Source organism: Enterococcus sp. AZ071 (assembly GCF_050499065.1).
Lineage (GTDB): Bacteria > Bacillota > Bacilli > Lactobacillales > Enterococcaceae > Enterococcus_A > Enterococcus_A ferrettii.
In genome coordinates, this window is sequence record NZ_JBIPAS010000002.1 from 303,829 (window position 1) to 321,724 (window position 17,896).

Annotated in this window: 17 protein-coding genes; all 17 read right to left on the minus strand. The window is 39.8% G+C overall.

The genetic code is table 11. The features are described 5' to 3' along the window. Positions 1 to 10: 10 nt before the first annotated feature. The 17 genes from IGI49_RS20040 to IGI49_RS20120 all read right to left on the minus strand — a co-directional run bounded on the left by IGI49_RS20040 (position 11) and on the right by IGI49_RS20120 (position 17,869). Complete coding sequence (locus tag IGI49_RS20040; RefSeq protein WP_429965808.1) at positions 11 to 340, minus strand: PTS fructose transporter subunit IIB; 330 nt, start codon at positions 338 to 340, stop codon at positions 11 to 13. 18 nt (positions 341 to 358) lie between these two features. Further along, positions 359 to 808 (minus strand): PTS sugar transporter subunit IIA, encoded by a 450-nt coding sequence (locus tag IGI49_RS20045; protein ID WP_429965806.1) that lies wholly within the window; start codon positions 806 to 808, stop codon positions 359 to 361. Positions 809 to 824: 16 nt separating this feature from the next. Continuing rightward, positions 825 to 1,145: a PTS fructose transporter subunit IIB gene (locus IGI49_RS20050; RefSeq protein ID WP_429965805.1), complete on the minus strand. Its 321-nt coding sequence runs from the start codon at positions 1,143 to 1,145 to the stop codon at positions 825 to 827. Positions 1,146 to 1,448: 303 nt separating this feature from the next. Then, a complete protein-coding gene (locus IGI49_RS20055) occupies positions 1,449 to 2,099 on the minus strand; it encodes a class II aldolase/adducin family protein (protein ID WP_429965804.1) in 651 nt (216 codons plus the stop codon). Positions 2,100 to 2,109: 10 nt separating this feature from the next. Next, on the minus strand, positions 2,110 to 3,030 hold the full coding sequence (locus tag IGI49_RS20060) for a 1-phosphofructokinase family hexose kinase (RefSeq protein ID WP_429965803.1): 921 nt from the start codon (positions 3,028 to 3,030) through the stop codon (positions 2,110 to 2,112). A gap of 15 nt (positions 3,031 to 3,045) precedes the next feature. Then, complete coding sequence (locus IGI49_RS20065; protein WP_429965802.1) at positions 3,046 to 4,428, minus strand: PTS galactitol transporter subunit IIC; 1,383 nt, start codon at positions 4,426 to 4,428, stop codon at positions 3,046 to 3,048. A gap of 19 nt (positions 4,429 to 4,447) precedes the next feature. Then, complete coding sequence (locus IGI49_RS20070; protein WP_010757553.1) at positions 4,448 to 4,723, minus strand: PTS sugar transporter subunit IIB; 276 nt, start codon at positions 4,721 to 4,723, stop codon at positions 4,448 to 4,450. Between the two features lie 18 nt (positions 4,724 to 4,741). Next, complete coding sequence (locus IGI49_RS20075; protein ID WP_429965801.1) at positions 4,742 to 5,215, minus strand: PTS sugar transporter subunit IIA; 474 nt, start codon at positions 5,213 to 5,215, stop codon at positions 4,742 to 4,744. Between the two features lie 13 nt (positions 5,216 to 5,228). Beyond that, positions 5,229 to 7,247 carry a BglG family transcription antiterminator gene (locus tag IGI49_RS20080; RefSeq protein WP_429965800.1) on the minus strand — a complete coding sequence of 673 codons (2,019 nt, stop codon included), beginning with the start codon at positions 7,245 to 7,247 and terminating at the stop codon, positions 5,229 to 5,231. Positions 7,248 to 7,671: 424 nt separating this feature from the next. Then, positions 7,672 to 8,496: a carbohydrate ABC transporter permease gene (locus IGI49_RS20085; RefSeq protein WP_429965799.1), complete on the minus strand. Its 825-nt coding sequence runs from the start codon at positions 8,494 to 8,496 to the stop codon at positions 7,672 to 7,674. A 12-nt stretch (positions 8,497 to 8,508) separates the two neighbouring features. Further along, positions 8,509 to 9,381 (minus strand): carbohydrate ABC transporter permease, encoded by an 873-nt coding sequence (locus tag IGI49_RS20090; protein ID WP_207701920.1) that lies wholly within the window; start codon positions 9,379 to 9,381, stop codon positions 8,509 to 8,511. A 17-nt stretch (positions 9,382 to 9,398) separates the two neighbouring features. Further along, positions 9,399 to 10,649, minus strand: coding sequence for an extracellular solute-binding protein (locus IGI49_RS20095; RefSeq protein ID WP_429965798.1), 1,251 nt, complete (start codon positions 10,647 to 10,649; stop codon positions 9,399 to 9,401). Positions 10,650 to 10,960: 311 nt separating this feature from the next. Further along, a complete protein-coding gene (locus tag IGI49_RS20100) occupies positions 10,961 to 11,983 on the minus strand; it encodes a LacI family DNA-binding transcriptional regulator (RefSeq protein ID WP_429965797.1) in 1,023 nt (340 codons plus the stop codon). A 35-nt stretch (positions 11,984 to 12,018) separates the two neighbouring features. Next, a complete protein-coding gene (locus IGI49_RS20105; RefSeq protein ID WP_207701923.1) occupies positions 12,019 to 13,008 on the minus strand; it encodes an aldo/keto reductase in 990 nt (329 codons plus the stop codon). 329 nt (positions 13,009 to 13,337) lie between these two features. Beyond that, the gene (locus tag IGI49_RS20110; protein ID WP_429965796.1) at positions 13,338 to 14,366 is read right to left on the minus strand and encodes a LacI family DNA-binding transcriptional regulator; all 1,029 of its coding nucleotides are present in this window, start codon (positions 14,364 to 14,366) and stop codon (positions 13,338 to 13,340) included. An 80-nt stretch (positions 14,367 to 14,446) separates the two neighbouring features. Then, positions 14,447 to 15,655 (minus strand): MFS transporter, encoded by a 1,209-nt coding sequence (locus IGI49_RS20115; protein WP_429965795.1) that lies wholly within the window; start codon positions 15,653 to 15,655, stop codon positions 14,447 to 14,449. A 9-nt stretch (positions 15,656 to 15,664) separates the two neighbouring features. Next, the gene (locus IGI49_RS20120) at positions 15,665 to 17,869 is read right to left on the minus strand and encodes an alpha-galactosidase (protein WP_429965794.1); all 2,205 of its coding nucleotides are present in this window, start codon (positions 17,867 to 17,869) and stop codon (positions 15,665 to 15,667) included. Positions 17,870 to 17,896: the final 27 nt, after the last annotated feature.

The following is a 17,896-nucleotide window of genomic DNA, read 5'->3' on the forward strand; positions in this document are numbered from 1 at the left end:
TCCTACCCCTTTACCCTAATTTTGTATTTTCTTGATCAACAACTTCTTTAGCTTTTTCAATTAATTTATTGGGTGATTTTACGGCGACTTCCGTTGGAACCTGAATCACTCGTTTGCCATCAAATCGTTCACGATTGGTGATTTTAACATCCACCGCTAGAATCACAATGTCTGCTTGGTCGATTTCTTCTTGCGTTAATTCATTTTCAATCCCTATGGTTCCTTGCGTTTCAACCTTCATTTCAAAACCCGCTTTTTTCGCGGCATTTTCTAATTTTTCTTGGGCAATGTAAGTGTGCGCAATTCCCACTGTACAAGCGGCTACTCCTACTAGTTTCATGCGAAGAATTCCTTTCCTTTAAGCAAATGCTGCAACGACCTCTTCTGGTTTCGAAGATTTCAACAAGTTATCGACAACTTCGTCATTACCAAGCTTTCTAGCAAATAATGACAATAACTTCAAATGACTAGTTGCTCCTTCATTATTGTTACCAACTGCAAACAGAATAATTCCCTTTACCCCATTGCCATCTAGTGACTCCCAAGGTATTTCCTGTTGGTTAATTCCAATCGCTACTCCAATCTTATTCACATAAGCACTTTTGCCATGAGGAATTGCGATATAATTGCCGATACCCGTTTGTCCTTCAGCTTCACGAGCATAGATGTCTTTGATGAAACCGTCAATGTCAGAGATGTAGTTGTTTGTTAGTAATTCCTGAGCTAAATCTCTCAAAGCTTCATCCTTAGTTGTCGCATTCATATTAGTCTTAACCGTTTTCAAATCAACGATATCAGTTACTTCCATCTTGCATTTCTCCTTTTTATGCCGTTTGTTGTTCAACAACTTCCTTAGCTTTTTCGATCAATTTATTTGGTGATTTGACTGCGACTTCTGTTGGTACTTGGATTACCCTTTTACCATCAAAACGTTCGCGATTGGCAATTTTAACATCCACTGCTAGGATCACGATATCCGCTAGATCAATTTCCTCTTGGGTCAATTCATTTTCAATCCCGATAGTTCCTTGCGTTTCGACCTTCATTTCAAATCCAGCCTTTTTCGCGACATTTTCTAATTTTTCCTGCGCAATATACGTGTGGGCAATTCCAACAGTACAAGCAGCAACTCCTACTAATTTCATGATAGTTCCTCCTTAGTTGGGGTAAAACAGCCAGCAATTTCGTGTTCACGAGTTGTTTTAGTGCTTGGTTGTTTTCCTTTGATAGCCTTATCATAATAGATATTTCAGAAAACGCTTCACTCAAAGTTGACCGTTGCAATGGACAATTTTGTAAATAATTATATCATGTTGCTATTGAGAGCCTTGTCACTACAAGTTTAATTAGAAGTTCATCTTTCATGTTTACTTACCCAACTTTTTTACCTATTTTAATTAAACAAGTCAAAAAAGCGAGAAGCCTTCGCTCCTCGCCAAACGTTTTTTCTATTCCTCGATATTATACGCTAACTCTTTTTCTTCACTCATTGTATTAATTCCCAGCTTGTCATAAATCATCGCTTTATAGGCAATATAAGCATTATATTCCAGACGCTCCAGCATATCGTTAGCCTTATTCAGGGAGTCTTCCAACACTAGAACACCGTGTTTGTTCAACAACATCACCTTGGACAACACATCATCTCCCAAACTTCCCACATGCTTTGTCACAATTTCCGCTAGTTCGGGTGAGCAAGCTGGTGCAAAGGGCAGACAAGGAATCTCACCAAATTTTTGAGTGGCTTCGGTCAGATTCGGCATCGGCAGTCCCATACTGGCAAAAACCATTGACTCACGAGCATGTCCATGTAAGACACAGCCGATTTTACGATTAGTGCGGTAGCAAGCCATGTGCATATTGATCTCTCGCGTTAAGCGTCCATCTCCTTCAATAATATTTTCAGCCATGTCTACAACTAAAATCTGATAAGGAGACAAATCACATAGATGGTTCTGCGACATTAATGTAGGAGTCATAATCACATGATCCTCGTTCAGCCGTACACTGATGTTACCTCCAGCTGCATTGGTCCCATATCGTTCGTAAACATTGCGGGTAATTTTTGCTAAATGCGCTCTTTCCTGTTGATATAGCATAAGTTTCCTCCTAATTTTGCTGTTTAATTCGAACCTTGTTCTTCAGTTCTTTGGCTTCTGCTAAATTAAAGTAGCAGCTATCTTCATATCGAACTTTGCTGGCAGCACAACCGCTTGCCATCATTAAGGACTGTTCAATATCACTTGTCTGATAAAAAGTCGCTAGAAAGGCGCCTACAAAGCAGTCACCTGCTCCTGTATCATTAACCTCCTTCACATCCGGAACGATCACTTGATACTGTTTCCCTTCAAAATAGCAGATGCTGCCTTGATCACCTCGAGAAGCAATCATTACGGCAACTTTAGCAGAAATTTCATTCAACTTTTCTTCGATAGTTTCCTTTTCTGACAATAATTCCCGCAGCTCCAACTCATTAGGTTTAATGAAGTCGGCGCCTGAATCAATTGCCAGCTTTAAAGCCTCACTGGACAAATCGCAGGCTAAAAAACACCCTTTAGTTTTAATTAACTGCAAAAGCTCTGCTAAATCGATCAAATCAAAGCCTTCTGGTGTGGAGCCTGCTACTAAAACCATGTCTTGTGGAGTTAATGTAACCGCCAAATAATTCTTCAGCTTCTCTTTGTCAACCGCTGACACTGTGAAGCTAGGCTCAGTTACCATAGTAGAACCCTGGTTTTCTGGATCAATTAGAATAACTGCTTCTCTCGTTGAGCCATCTGTTGTGATGAATCGATGAGCAATTTCTTTATCATCCAATACCTGCTGAAATTTCAGCAAATTCATTATTCCGGCAAAACCCAGAGCCAGATTTTCCACACCCAATTTTGATATGGCATAAGAAGCGTGGGTACCCTTTCCGCCGATATCGTACAACACCTTTTGTGCTCGATTATTTTTACGTTTTTTCAACTGTCCCTTTAAAAAAATCAAACGATCAATCGCCGGATTTAATGTGATTGTATAAATCATAGTGTGCCTCTCTTTTTAAGCAATTTCTTCGGTACCATTAATTTCGCTCTCACCTTTGTCCGCTTTGGCTTCCTTCATTAAGTCCCGATAGTAAAACACGAAACTGGTCACCCAAATTACCAAGATAATCGCTGGAATAAAATTACCTTCCAAGAATTTGAAGACATGAGAGAAAGCATAGGTAAAGACTGGCGCATCAATTGAGCTGTTAGAAATCATTTGACCAGCTGCTAATTCTACTGCCCCTGTCTGATTCGCTAGTTGGGTCATGAATGGGGCAAAAGCTGTCCCCACCCATAAGAAAATTGGTGAACCAATTATACAAAGAATGATCATTCGCAGTAAGTTGCCGCTCGTTACCAAATAAGCAGGCACCGCAATAGAAATGTTGATGATTCCAGCAAATGGTAAAATCTCATTGCCTGGCAAGAACATAGAGAACAGCAGCGTCACTGGAACGGTGAAAATAATTGCTAGCCAGATTTCATTAGAACCACCCATAAACGGCCAGTCTAATCCCACTAGAAGTGTGCGCCCTTCGAATTTTTTGTTCATAAAATCGCTAACTGCCTCTGAGATTGGTGATAAAGCCTGCATGAAATACTTTGTGATTACTGGGAACAAGGTTAAGGATGTAGCTGCCTGAATAGCCAAAGTCAACGTTTCAGCCACACTATAACGAGCCAGCACTCCAAAGACGATCCCTAACAAGAATCCTAATACATGATTTTCTGCAAAAACACCGATTTTACTCTTCAAGGTTTCGGCATCAAACTTACGATCCAACGCCGGAATTTTTCTCAGCATTTTGTCAATCGGGTAGAAAATTGCGGCCAGGAAAACCATTTTATGTGTACAGGTCACCCCAGGGATACCTGATAGTTTTTCGATTCGGTGTTGATGAGCATCAGCACTCATTAACTTGAAAACAATTTGGACTGCTGCTACAGCGAATGCCAAGAAAATGTTGCCGGTAATTCCCACCACAGCTACAGCTGTAAAGATTTTACCCCAAACATTCCAAATATCGGCATTAAAGGTATTGGTTCTATTGATTACCAGCATTAGCACATTGATTCCGATCATCAAAGGAAACATCAAGAAAGCATAAGGCCAGGACCAAGAAATCGTAGACATGGTAGTCCAACCGCCGTCAACAATTGGCAGTGAAATCCCGGTTGCTTTTAACATCGCTTCCGCTGCTGGAGTAATCGCTCCAGTCATAAAGCTGATTAGCATGGTCATTCCGGTAAATGCCACTCCCAGCGTAATACCTGCGCTAATAGCGTCCTTAATCTTCATCTTCACTGCAATTCCGGCAATGATAATAATGATTGGAACGAAAATTGCGGCACCCAAACTTAGTAAATAATCGATAACAGTTTTTAAGATATCCATTTACTTGCTCCTTTTCGTTTTATTTGCAAACTTCGATTAGCTTCTGTAACTCTGCTTCCTGCCCCATTCCGGTTAAAAAGGCAATGCCGTTAATCACTGGAATCGGGTATTCTTTAGTAGTTTTCGTAATAGTAATATAAGCCACACTCGAATCCATGTAACGGTCTACTGATTTCAGATCAACTGCCTCTACATAGGCATCTACCCCTCGATCCTTTAATAAGCGACTTACTTTGCTTGCTACCGTTTGTGAAGTTGCTACCCCACTTCCGCATGCTACAATTACTCGTTTCATTTTCCATTCCTCCATTTTCTAATCAATCGGTCCAAAATTGGCCTTAATAATATTGATAATCTCTTTTTTCTGCTCTACACTCATTAATGCACTTACCGCTTCTGTATTGCACAATAACCCCATCAGATTTTGTAGTGCTGTTACCTGCTGCCCATCTTTCAAAACTCCTAGCATAAAAATCAGTTCGGCGTTAATTGACCCTTCGGCAATACCCATTGGCTCAAAGGAGATACTGTTTTTAGGCCGAATCACTGCAATGAAAGGTTTTTTCAAATTCTCCGGATCAGTGTGAGGGATCGCTACTCCCACTGTGCTAGTCTGTAATCCGGTCGGGTACTCCTTTTCCCGCAAAGTAATGTTGTCATAATAGCTCTCCTTTACGTAGCCTGCCTGCTCCATGTAGGCGGCAAACCATTTAAAAAGATCTGTTTTGCAAGATATTTCCGGCTCTAAAAACACCAAATTTTCATCAAATAACTCTATTCCTGCCATATCTTCACCTCTTCTATTCATTGATTAGCTCAAAAGAAGATTTCAACAAATCATAAAAAGTCTCAATAGTTGAAATTTCTTCAATTTGACGAATATTTTTCTCCTGCAATAAGGCATCATTAATCTTTAGCAGCCATTCCACATGCTCATTTTGCTTTGAAGGTGCCAGAGCGATCATCATTTTTAATTCTCGTTCACCAGCAAATTTCACCTTATTTTTTACCAAGACCAATTGATAATCTGGCTTAAACACATCATTTTCCGGTTTCGCATGAGGTAAAAAACAATCCTTGGCAATCATCATGAACGGGTAGTCCTCTTCAAACAGCTGTAAAGTTCGCTCTACATATCTTTGATTGACACTGCCTCTCTCCAGCAGTTTTCCAAAGGCAAACTGGAAAACCTCTTGCCAGGAATCGGCTTCAATCATAGAAAATTGCTCAATTTTTAATTCAAAGGGATTACACTCCTCATCCGTATTCCCCGTATCCTTTTGGTAAAACTGCTCAATTCGCTTAACTGCATTGGCCTTGTTACCGTCTGGAAAAAGATCATCTAATAAACCGTACAACTCCTTGGTTTTCTTTTTGATGTCCTGATTGATCGCTATTTCTACCTGCTGCTGAATTTTCTGCTTGGCTTGCTTGTCTAAAACTGAAGGAATAACAAAGGTTGTAATCTCCGTATCGATCGGAATGGTTGTGAAAATGAAATCTGGCAAAACCTCTGCCTGGGAAATTTCATCCACTGCGTAGGTTCCTGCAAAAGCAATGTTAGGGAAAAGCTCCTTCAAATTCTCCTGCAGCAGCTTAGAAATCGACATGCCGCTTCGACACAAAACCAGTGCCGTAAAAGGCTTAAAGGATTGATCTTGAACAATTTCCTTCATGGAGCTGATAACGATCATAGCGATAAAGGCCTTCTCTTCATTTGAGAAATGACAGCTGATTTTCTTCTCAATCATGGAAATCCCCTCACTGATCTTCATATACAGTGCACTGTACTCCTCCATAATTACTCTAGTCAGCGGATTACGAATATTTACACTTAACAAACTACGAAAAATCGCCGGCTTCAAATGCAATGCCAGTTTTTCCTTCAAGGTTGCCGGATCCTTGAAATGCATCAGACAACCATTTTCCAGAAAATAAACAAACTCATTAATCGCTGATTCAACCTCACCGCTACCATAAAGCTCATCATTGATCTGTAAAAAAGTAGAGGACAAAATTTGAAGAATCATATACAGCTTGTCATTTTCATTTAAATTAGGCATGCCGCGAAAAACATTCCGATAAGTCGGATACTCGCTGGTGTTAACAATATCGTATTTTTCAAATGGAAAATGCCACTTTATGCGCTGCTGCTGAGCTCGTTTAATCAACGTACTTAGCAGAATCGGCAATTCCTCCAGACTTTCTTCAGTAAAAGTCATTTTGACCTGTGATTGAATTTTCAGGAGCCGATTCTTTAATAGCACAATTTCACTATTACTGGTATAACCTGCCTCCAATAACAGATAGCGGCTAAAGGATTTACGCAATAAGCCTCGCAGCGAATTAACAATTTCATTACGAATCGAAAACTCCGGCCCTTCAATCGTATAACCAATTTTGCGCGAATAGTTGATCAAGATCCCTTGAGTCGTTAACGCCTCCCGTAGCCGTTTTACATCAGTTAAGGCAGTGTTCTTACTCACCAAAAGTTGATCCGCCAGCTCCTGCAAATTAAGGTCCAGTTCACTCAAAGACATATGCAAAAACAACAATTGCTGACGATTCTCTGCATCGTAATAGGGCAGAATTTTGATATTATGCTTTTTCAAATATTTGTAACAAATGTTGCGATCCTGATCAGAAACATAGATTTTCCGTTCATCCAACTTCAGTTTGGCCTGCAATACTGTATTGATTTCCTCAACATCCTTTTTCAATGTGCATCGTGAGATAACCTGACGACTTAACAAGTCCTTGACTGAAATTTTGGACTGCTGAACACATTCTTGAATAATCTGAATTTGTGAACTCTTCATTTTTAAGCACCTCTTACACTAATTATCTTAACTGAAAAAAAAGGTCGTTTTTGAGAGTTCATCACAATATGAAAACGCTCTATTTTCCAAATTGTGATGAACTACTTTTCTGCTAAAATCACCCCTTTCATTAAAAATTAACCGAAACGCCTCGTAAAATAAGCTAGCAGTCTCTATGTTAAACTACGGAAGGTGATTGAAAAAATTTCCAGTCGTTTGAGCCATTTTCCTTTTTAAATAGCAGGCAGTACCCTGATCTAAAGCTTTTGTGCACAAAAAGCCCTCTAAAACTTCAATGTTTTAGAGGACTCGCTTTATTCTAGGATGGAGATTCACGAGAAGCAATGGTTCATTTTGATACAAAAAGTCTAATTAAATCAAAAAAACTTGACTGGTTGTCAACCAATCAAGTCTAATTTGAAAATTATTTCACTGAGCCGCTAGTCATCCCTGAGATGATATTTTTCTGGAAGATCAAGTAAACAATCAAAATCACGATAATTCCAATTACATAGGAGGCAAATGACGGACCGTAATCACTGAAGTATTGCCCTTGGTAATTGTATTGGAATAATGGTAACGTCCAGCTTGACGAATCCTTATTCAAAATCAGCAATGGCAGCAAGAAGTCATTCCAAACCCACAACGCATTAATGATCAAGGTCGTGGCATGCATTGGTTTCATTAAAGGAAAAGCAATTTGGAAATACATTCTAAACTTGCCGCAACCGTCAATTTCCGCGGCTTCATCTAATTCTACCGGAATCGCGGTTTTGATGTAACCTACATACAGGAACAAGGTTTGTGGAACAGCATAGGCTAAGTACAGAATAATCAAACCGGCGATATTAGATAATCCCAATTTAGTCATCATTGAGGTAATCGGAATCATAATTACCTGAAAGGGAACAAAAATTCCTAAAATCAAAAAAGAATACATAAGAGCAAAAGCTTTTTTGCGGTTGATATTTCTGGCAATCGAGAAGGCTGCCATAGGAACAAATAAAGTAATTAAGCAAATGGCTACCACAGAAATCAGCGCTGAGTTGAAGAAATATTGACCTATCCCATCAGCAATAAGTCGTTGATAATTCTCTGTAGTGAATGGATTAGGAAAACCGAAAAAGTTTCCGGTAATTTGATTCGTTTCTTTAAAGGAACTTAGCAGGGTCAAAAACAGCGGAACAAATATTAGGACGAACCCAATAATGAGTATCACATAATGACCAATGGAACCTTTTCTTTTCATGGGAATTCCTCCTTATATTTCGAACCGTTTGGATAAACGAATTTGCATTATCGAAATAATCGCAATTGCTACGAACAATACAATCGCAATCGCATTGGCATAACCATACTGATTATTTTTGAAGGCATAATTGTAAACTAACAAGCCTAAGGTGGTTGTTGAATCACTAGGTCCACCGCCAGTCAATGCGTAGATCAAATCAAATGCAGTTAATCCACCCTTTAGTGCCATAATGAAAACCATACTCAAGGAAGGCAGCAAATAGGGCAATTCAATGTTTGTAAAAATCTGCAAATTGCTGGCCCCATCAATTGATGCCGCCTCAATAATTTCTTCTGGAATACTCTGCAGGCCAGCCAGAAAAATCACAATAGGCATGGCCACACCTTGCCACAGTGCCACAAACAGTACACCCCAGAAAACTGTTTCCTCATTGGCAATCAGGTTTTGCTGCAAAAATTTAATCCCAAACGCTTCCCCTAGCTGAGGAATCCCGTAATTAAACACTTGCTTGAAGATCAAGCCGAGAGTTACCGTACTAAGAACCGCCGGGAAGAAGTAGGCTGTTCGAAAAAAACCTACTCCTTTCATTTTTCGGTTCAAAAATCTGGCTATCGCAATTCCTAGAACAACTTCCCCGACAATTAAGCCAATTGTGAAGATGATGGTGAAGCTAATTGATTTCATAAATTTCTCATCTGAAAGAATCGCCTGAAAATTCGCGAAACCAACCATATTATAGTTAGACGTTAATCCAGTCCAATCAGTAAAACTATAAAAGAAACCTTGCAGCATCGGAACATAAAAGAATACTATTTGCAGAAGTACAGGAACAATAACGAATAGGTACGCCCAGCTTTTATTAAAAAATCCTTTTCTTTGCATGTTCGTTTCCTCCCTGATTATTTCATCGTATCGAAGAAATTATTTAGATTGGATGCCAGCTTATCTTTATCTCCGCTGTTTACATATTCAACAGTCATATGATGGAAGGTTTCTTCTGAAGTCCATTCCTTCTGCAACCAAACAATTTGCTGATCAGTAAACACATACTGATTGACACCTTCCATTTCAGGGAATTTACCTTCTGTATCCACAGAGGTTACCGAAGTTGGTGCTCCATTTACGTCATAGTATTTTTGCATTGCTTCTTTAGAAGTCATGTATTCTACAAACTTTTCAGCTGCTTCTTTATTCTCTGAGCTTTCAGCTATCGATAAGGCTAAATCAGCCGCTCCAACCGTCAACTCTTCTCCTTCATTTTGTCCAGGATAAGCAAACATTCCTATTTCAAACTCAGGCGACTGATTTTGAACTGCCGGCAATGCCCAAATTCCGTTAGGGAAAATTAACGCATCTCCCTTAGCAAATGCGGCAACCGCATCATCATACGTCGCACCAGAAGCATTTTTTTGCCCGTTGTCTCGTAGTAAATCAAGCTCTTTTGTGACATTTTTGAAATCTGCATTGGAAGTTTTGATTGCTCCCTTAGGACTGTGTACCAATGCATTGTTGGCACCATCAAAACCACCATCCGTAGTTGCCCAAGCCAATTGATGATAACCGTTTAACGTCCAAGCATCTGTTTGAGTTAACGATAAAGCAAAAGGTGTTTCCTTTTTCTCTTTGATATCAGCAACCAGCTCTTCAAACTCAGCCCAAGTTTTTGGTGTTTCTAAGCCTAACTCTTCAAATTTATCTTTATTGTAAAAGAAACCCCAAGCATTGCTGGTTAATGGTACCGAGTAAATTTTATCATTAATCGCGTAGGTTTCAGCAGTTCCTTCTTTCAAATTCTTCAAGTAATCGTTTTCAGTTAAATCCTTAAAAACGCCATCTTTTGCCCATTCCTGAAAATCATTGTTTTGAGGATAAACGTTGATAACATCTGGAGCATCATCGCTAGATATTCGCGTTTTCAGCACGGTTGCTCCATCAGGTACATTGGTAAAGTTTACCTTGATGTCTGGATTTTCCTTTTCAAAGTCTTTAATGATTTCATCTAAAGTACTTTGCATTTCCTTTTTTTGATTATAAAACTCAATCTCTGTTTTTCCATTAGAACTAGATCCTCCGCTATTACCGCAAGCGCTTAACATTACACCAGTACTAATCAAAGCCAAACCACTTACAATCACTTTTTTCATATCCATTACTAAACAACCTTCTTTTTTATTATTGTTTTGTCTATTGTTTTCTTGTGTTTTTAGATTAACGTTTATCAAACAAAAAGTCAATGTTTTTTTCACTTCGTTTTCTAAAAAGCTTTAAAATCGCTATTATAAAGGCATTCAAATCTTACAAAACGCTTCACAAGATTTTTACCCCCGTGTCAGTAAACAAGTATAAGGAATAATGGAATTATAAAGAACTTCGTTAAGAATAAGTAAACAGCAGTAAACACTAACCTACGCAAAAAAAGCCTAGAAAAGATTTCTAGACTAAATTTAGTATGTTTATTATTTTAGTTGCGTACTTGTTCACTTTCTCGAACAATAATCGTTCCTGGTACATTAATCCGAACTGGAGCACAACGAACTCCTTCGATTTTTTCTGCCGCCATCCGTACACTAAGGGAACCAATTTCTTCAGTTTCAATATTGATAGTGCTCAAAGAGGGCGTTAAGAATTCAGCAACCTCAATATTGTCATAGCTGACAATCGAAATGTCCTCAGGAATGCGAATGCTTTTTTCCTGCAGCGCACGATAAACACCTACAGCCATCGGATCACTACCAACAACAATAGCTGTCGGCAGCTCTTTGTTCTGATACGCAGCTATGAATTCTTGTCCTAGGCGCATCCCTTCAATCGTCGTCCAATCGCCAACAAAAGCCGCTGAATATTCTCCCAGCTGTTGCCGTTTCATCCAGTTCAAATAGGTCAAATGACGAATATCATCATATTTGATAATTTCACTACCATTGTTGCTGCGAATCCTTCTGAAACCGCCGATAAAGGCGATATTTCGATGCCCTTTTTGATATATCCGATCCAGATGTGACTCAGTCGCTTCCTCTAAATCGGAATAGACGGTATCAAACTTTTTTGAGACCTTAGCATCATCAATAATAACAACATTCCTGTTTTTACTGTAAATCTCCTCCAGCAGCTGTTCTTCTACCTGTCCAATCACTAGCACAGCTCCCAGCTTGTCGATCCCCTCCAGCTTAGGATTTTGCGGTAATCGATAGACATTTTCGATGCGTAGATGCGCTCGTTTCGCTTCCTTTTCCATACCAATGCGTATGTTGCGGAAATAAGGATCATCCCATTCATTGATTTTCGTAACTGAAGTAACAATTCCGATCGTTGCCACCACTCGCTTGGATCGTTCCTTTTTCTCATACCCGTAAAACTCCACTGCAGCCATGATTTTTTGACGTGTTTCTTTCGTGACTGTCAATGAAGCATCTGCGTTTAAAACCCGCGAAACAGTTCCGGGAGATACACCGGCTTTTTTCGCAACATCTCTAATCCCAACCATTTTTTCTCCCCCTTTCCTGTCTTGCGAATTCTCTTTTAATCTTTCAATAGCTGTTCAATTGTTTGCAATTCTTGTTCCGTAAAGTTAACATTTCCCAAGCATTTAACGTTTGACTCTAATTGCTTCAAACTGCTAGCTCCCACGATGACACTAGCCACCGACTTTAAGCGCATATTCCACGCCAAAGCCATTTCTGCCAAAGTTTGACCTCGGCTCTCAGCCAATTCATTCAGTCTAGCTACCGAAGCCAATGTTTTCTCGACCTTTTCCTCGTTAAGGAAAGGACTGTCTGAACGGCTGGCCCGTGAATGTTCTGGAATTCCATGTAAATACTTATTGGTCAATAAACCTTGAGCAAGCGGACTGTAAACAATCGCACCAATCCCCTCGTTTTCTAACACGTCCACCAATTCATCCTCAATCCATCGATCAAACATATTGTAGTTCGGCTGATGAATAATGAACGGCGTTCCTAACTGTTTGAAGATCTTCGAAATCTCCAATGTCCGCTGAGCATCATAATTGGACACTCCGATATAAAGAGCTTTCCCTTGATGAACCAACAGATCCAAAGCACGAGCTGTTTCTTCCAGCGGCGTTTCATAATCAGGTCTATGATGGTAGAAAATGTCAAAATACTCGACTCCTACCCGCTTCAAGCTTTGATCACAGCTGGCAATAATATTTTTCTTTGAACCCCATTCACCATAAGGGCCTTCCCACATGTAATATCCTGCTTTAGACGAAATAATCAATTCGTCACGGTAAGCTCCAAGTTCTTCTTTCATCATTCGACCAAAATTTATTTCGGCGGAACCAGCTGGGGGACCATAGTTGTTCGCCAAATCGAAATGTGTTATACCTAGATCAAAAGCTCCCAATACAATTTCCTTTTGATTCTGAAAATAGTCAGTGTCCCCAAAATTATGCCACAATCCTAACGACAATGCTGGCAATTTAAGCCCTGAATTTCCTACACGATTATACTGCATTTGCATATATCTTTCGCTGTTTGCTTGATACATTTCATCCACTCCATTATTTTTTCTACCTTTACACTGCTTAGTCTTTCCAACAAGAAAACACCTAATCCATACTAAACAAAAGTAATCGGTTTCAATTCAAGAAAAAGCTAAAATCCTTAATCAATGAACATACAAAAAATGATTACACCTTTTTACCAGAATGTTTATCCAAGTGTTTTCCGCTTTTTAAGATTATCGTTTATTGAGTAAAAAGTCAATATTTTTTTAAATGTTTTCCTTTAAAACCCCGTCATTGCAAACAAAACAATTGGTAATCCATTCCATGAAAAAAAGCAGTTAAGTGTCCAAACTTAACTGCCCAATAATAATTAATTTTCCTTCGGTACAAAGCTTTCTCGGATAATCAATTTTGCCGGGAATGATAGTGTAACGTTCACTTCCCGTTCTTTTTGAATTTTTTCATTCGCTAATCGGACTGCTGCCTTGCCCAATTCTTTAGCATTGACCTTTACCGTCGTCAAATTGGGAGTCAAAAACTCCGCAATTTCAATATCATCATAACTGGAAACAACTACGTCGCGGCCAATCGTTTTTCCTGCTGATTGTATCGCTCGGTAAACACCCACTGACAGCGGGTCACTTCCAACTAATAACGCTGTCGGAAAATTATCTGCTCTTTCTGCCAACAGCTCATCAGCCATTCGTTTGCCTTCCAATGGTTCCCATTCTCCTAATTTGTAAGAAATTTTATCAGATAGACCTTGCTCGTTCATAAATTCCTTGTAAGCCTTCAACCGTTTCTCATTTTCGTCGGCAACTTCATTCCCCTGCTCGTCAATGTCTATATTATAACCACCAATATAAGCAATCTCCTTATGCCCGGCCGCAACAAATAGGGACAGAACCTTCTTAGTCACTTTAGAAAAATCAGTGAACACCAAATCGACAGACAAATCGATATCTGGATTGTCTAACAGAATAATATTACAATTATGGTCAAGCAGCTTCTCAATTGATCCCTTTTCAATGGTACCTAACACCACCAAAGCATCCAAATTACTGATTAACTTAGACTTCTTGAAAACATCCGCAAGGGCATACTGTTCTAAATTGAAATGACGTTTTTTGCATTCTTCCTCCATACTCAGCCGCAGCTCGCTAAAGTACGGGTCATCAATTTCTCGTTGACGCGTAATTGTAGAAACCAAGCCTATCGTGGTCGTCTTAGCCCGGTTATATTTTCTTTTCTTGATGTCATAATTTAGCTCTTGTGCTGCTTGATATATTCTCTCTTTCGTGGAATCCGTGACCGAAAGGGTTTCATCAGAATTTAGCACTCTCGATACGGTTCCAGGACTCACCTGAGCTCTTCGTGCAACGTCGCGAATACCTACCATATTATCAATACCTCATGAATTTTTACTTTAACAATAATACATGATTGCTGATAAGTCAAAGTTTCGCCATGCTTAGCACCCTATTTTGAGTTTACTATTTTACCGCCAATCATCCGTTTTTGGAAATGATCGGTATTATTTACCCATAGAATTACCAATACCACTAAAACCAGTCCAAATAAAATTTTGAAAGGAGCAAAAATACTAGATGAGCCAGAAGCCGTTTGCAAAATTCTTAAGCCAAAAGGAGCCACGAAATTCCCTAGATTGCAACCAATTAAAATAATCGAAGTAGCATAGTTCATTTTACTGGAAGGAGCGTATTTATTCAGCGAATTGTAAATGAAGGGAAAAATAAGGCTTCCCGGAATTCCACTGATAAAATAGCCTACCAACAGCAGCCGAAAATTATCCTCCGAATTACCAATAAGAATAGTCGACAACGCTAGCAAACCAAGACCGATGTACAAGCATTTCTCACCAAATAAGCGATTAACAAAACCAAAGGTAGCACCCGTCAGAATACCAATAATTGGCATTACAGCCAAAAAGTTAGAAGCATTGTAGCTATCTCCTTTTAAAGAAGCCACCATTGCTGGAAACCGTACGCCAATAGCCACGAAAATCATCACCAAAAACAAAGCAAACATCGAAAGCAAGTAGACTTGAGGTAAGACCCTGGTAATTTCCTCCGTGCCTAAAGTAGAAATCTCCTCTTCCGTATCTTGATCATTAATTTCCGGCACAAACAAGCTGAACATTATCAAAATCGGAAATGCCAACAAATAAACACCAAAGGACAACTTCCAGCCAAACGCTAAAAGCAAACCCGCCACAAGCGTCATCATTGCACTACCGATATTTTCAGCTGACCCTCGGAACCCCAGCAAAGCAGCTCGTTTGTTAGGCTCATTCTTATAAAGCAGATTGATAATAGAAACTGCCAATGAATTAAACAAACCAAAGCCCGCTCCCAGCACAAAACGGCTAACAATAATCAGCGGGTAGCTAGTTAAGAAGATCGGAACAACACCACCTATTCCTACCAATAGTAAACCCAGCTGTACGGTCTTTTTCACCCCAATCTTTTGGGCGATAAAACTAGACAGAACCACAAAGATCACTACTGCCAACGCCGGAACAGTCGCAACCAATTCTCCTTGAGTCGTGGTCATTCCTAGGCTGTTCTTCATCTGAGGCAATGCACCATTGATGGCTGTAGCGCTAGTTAACAGCATGGAAATTGCTAAAATTGAAATTTGCGTGATTACCGAATTCTTCTTAACCATTTTTTTATCCTACTTTCTTTTCAAATGAATCAGCTGTGTTTGAAAATCGCCAAAGAAATCTGGGTAGTACAAGCCGATATTCATCAACTCCGAACCCGAGTAAACTGCACCTGACTCTGTATCCTCATATAACCCTTTCTCATCCAAGCCTGCTAAACGAACTTCATTGAAGACAGGCTGAGCATTTGCCAATACCCTTCCAATGAACAACAACGCTTCGTCTTGCTCTTCTGAAACGAACATCCAGGAAGCCAAATTACCCTCAAAAGGACTTTGTAAACGGATAAAATTGCCAAATTGCACCAGCTGTCTGATTTCTTGGTAATAAGTCACCTGCTCCTTCACCTGAAGCTTTTCTTCCTCACTCATCAAAGTTAAGTCTAATTCGTATCCGAACACACCGCACATTGCGACATCCGCACGAGTCTTCAATGACGTAATCCGGCCTGTTTGATGATTTGGCACCGCTGAAACGTGTGCTGTAATTGCCGAGGTTGGATAGGCTAGGCTGGTACCATATTGAATCTTCAATCGTTCGACAGCATCAGTATTGTCACTGGCCCATGATTGCGGCATGTAGTACAAAAAACCAGCGTCGAAACGGCCGCCGCCGCCGGAGCAGCCTTCCCACAAAATGTTCGGATATTTCTTAGTTAGATTCTCCATCAATTCATACACACCTAGGATATAGCGATGTGCTGTTTCCCCTTGGTTAGTTGACGAGAGGGTTAAAGAATAAGCATCCGACATACTGCGATTCATATCCCATTTAATGTAGTCAATTTCTACCTTATCCAAAATTTTCTCCATTTGGACTTGAATATACTCTCGTACTTCTTTACGTCCCATATCCAATAAATGCTGATCTCTTGAGGAAGAGGGAATCCTTCCAGGCTCGGTCATTAAGAAATCAGGATGCTCACGGTAAAGTTCTGAATCAATTGAAATCATTTCCGGTTCAAACCACAAACCGAATTTCAGGCCTTTTTGATGTACGTAGTCAGCAACACCTTTCAAACCATTTTCCAACTTGCCATCAAACTCAAACCAATCCCCTAAAGAAGAATTATCGGAGCTGCGCTTACCAAACCATCCATCATCCAGTACAAACATTTCAATCCCTAAGTCGGACGCTTCGTCGACGATCTCTTCAACCTTTTGGCTAGTAAAATCAAAATACGTGGCTTCCCAATTGTTAACTAAAATCGGACGCTCCTGGTATTGATGATGTCCACGCGCCACTCGCTCTCGCAACAGATGATGATACGTATCACTCATTTTATTAAGACCTCTATCTGAATAGACTATCAAGACCTCTGGGGTTTGAAATTCTTGCTTCGGCTTTAGTTCCCAAGAAAAATTATAGGGATTGATTCCCGCTATAATCCGTAACTGATCAATCTGGTCTTTCTCCAATTCAAAGGCATGGTTGCCGGAATAAACAAAGTTAAACCCAATTACTTCACCAGTAAACTCATTAGTATCTCTTCCAGCAATCGCTACAAAGCTATTCATATGATGACTAGATGCCCCACGACGACTTTCAAAAGTTTGAATTCCTGTTGAAATTTCTTTACGAGAGATTTGGCGCTCCCTAACATGAGCTCCCGGCAGCGAAATCACCTCCTGATACATTCCGTTGTTGGTCAAATCCAACTGCATCGAAGCGATTCTTTCAATGTTGATTGCCGTTTCCAGTCTGTTTCTGACTTTAGTTGAACGTGCGATAACCGCACGATCGCGATAAATTGTAAACAAAAGATCCACATAGATTTCTTGATCACGATCCTTTAGGATAATTGTTAAAGTGCTTGCTTCCTCATCCTCAGTTACATAGGCCGCTGGTAACCCTGCTAAAGCAGGCTTGCCTTCATCAATGAAATGATTAAAATATCGAAAATCATGCAGATTAGAGCCATTTTCTCGTCGAATGATTGAAGCAGGAATTCGATAGTCCATAGAACCATGACTAGAAAACTCTTGCGGCAGCGTGTCTTTAGAATAGGTCCGGTCAGGATGCCCTGGTACATTGCCGGAAAAACCACGGTCTCGATGAGGATAGTTTTTATAGTCTCCATAGCTTGTGACTATTTTGCCAAAATAAATATGACTTAATACATTGTCAGCCTCAATTTTCATAATGTAAGAGATTTCACCATTAGATAAATGAAAGACTTGTTGCTCTTTATTAAAGGTAATTAATTCTTGTGACATTCTTTCTCCTCCGCTCAGTAAACAAAA

Bases quoted from the DNA above. Each gene is read 5' to 3' on its own strand.
- IGI49_RS20040 (WP_429965808.1), bottom strand. From the start codon at position 340: ATGAAACTAGTAGGAGTAGCCGCTTGTACAGTGGGAATTGCGCACACT.
- IGI49_RS20045 (WP_429965806.1), bottom strand. From the start codon at position 808: ATGGAAGTAACTGATATCGTTGATTTGAAAACGGTTAAGACTAATATG.
- IGI49_RS20050 (WP_429965805.1), bottom strand. From the start codon at position 1,145: ATGAAATTAGTAGGAGTTGCTGCTTGTACTGTTGGAATTGCCCACACG.
- IGI49_RS20055 (WP_429965804.1), bottom strand. From the start codon at position 2,099: ATGCTATATCAACAGGAAAGAGCGCATTTAGCAAAAATTACCCGCAAT.
- IGI49_RS20060 (WP_429965803.1), bottom strand. From the start codon at position 3,030: ATGATTTATACAATCACATTAAATCCGGCGATTGATCGTTTGATTTTT.
- IGI49_RS20065 (WP_429965802.1), bottom strand. From the start codon at position 4,428: ATGGATATCTTAAAAACTGTTATCGATTATTTACTAAGTTTGGGTGCC.
- IGI49_RS20070 (WP_010757553.1), bottom strand. From the start codon at position 4,723: ATGAAACGAGTAATTGTAGCATGCGGAAGTGGGGTAGCAACTTCACAA.
- IGI49_RS20075 (WP_429965801.1), bottom strand. From the start codon at position 5,215: ATGGCAGGAATAGAGTTATTTGATGAAAATTTGGTGTTTTTAGAGCCG.
- IGI49_RS20080 (WP_429965800.1), bottom strand. From the start codon at position 7,247: ATGAAGAGTTCACAAATTCAGATTATTCAAGAATGTGTTCAGCAGTCC.
- IGI49_RS20085 (WP_429965799.1), bottom strand. From the start codon at position 8,496: ATGAAAAGAAAAGGTTCCATTGGTCATTATGTGATACTCATTATTGGG.
- IGI49_RS20090 (WP_207701920.1), bottom strand. From the start codon at position 9,381: ATGCAAAGAAAAGGATTTTTTAATAAAAGCTGGGCGTACCTATTCGTT.
- IGI49_RS20095 (WP_429965798.1), bottom strand. From the start codon at position 10,649: ATGGATATGAAAAAAGTGATTGTAAGTGGTTTGGCTTTGATTAGTACT.
- IGI49_RS20100 (WP_429965797.1), bottom strand. From the start codon at position 11,983: ATGGTTGGGATTAGAGATGTTGCGAAAAAAGCCGGTGTATCTCCCGGA.
- IGI49_RS20105 (WP_207701923.1), bottom strand. From the start codon at position 13,008: ATGTATCAAGCAAACAGCGAAAGATATATGCAAATGCAGTATAATCGT.
- IGI49_RS20110 (WP_429965796.1), bottom strand. From the start codon at position 14,366: ATGGTAGGTATTCGCGACGTTGCACGAAGAGCTCAGGTGAGTCCTGGA.
- IGI49_RS20115 (WP_429965795.1), bottom strand. From the start codon at position 15,655: ATGGTTAAGAAGAATTCGGTAATCACGCAAATTTCAATTTTAGCAATT.
- IGI49_RS20120 (WP_429965794.1), bottom strand. From the start codon at position 17,869: ATGTCACAAGAATTAATTACCTTTAATAAAGAGCAACAAGTCTTTCAT.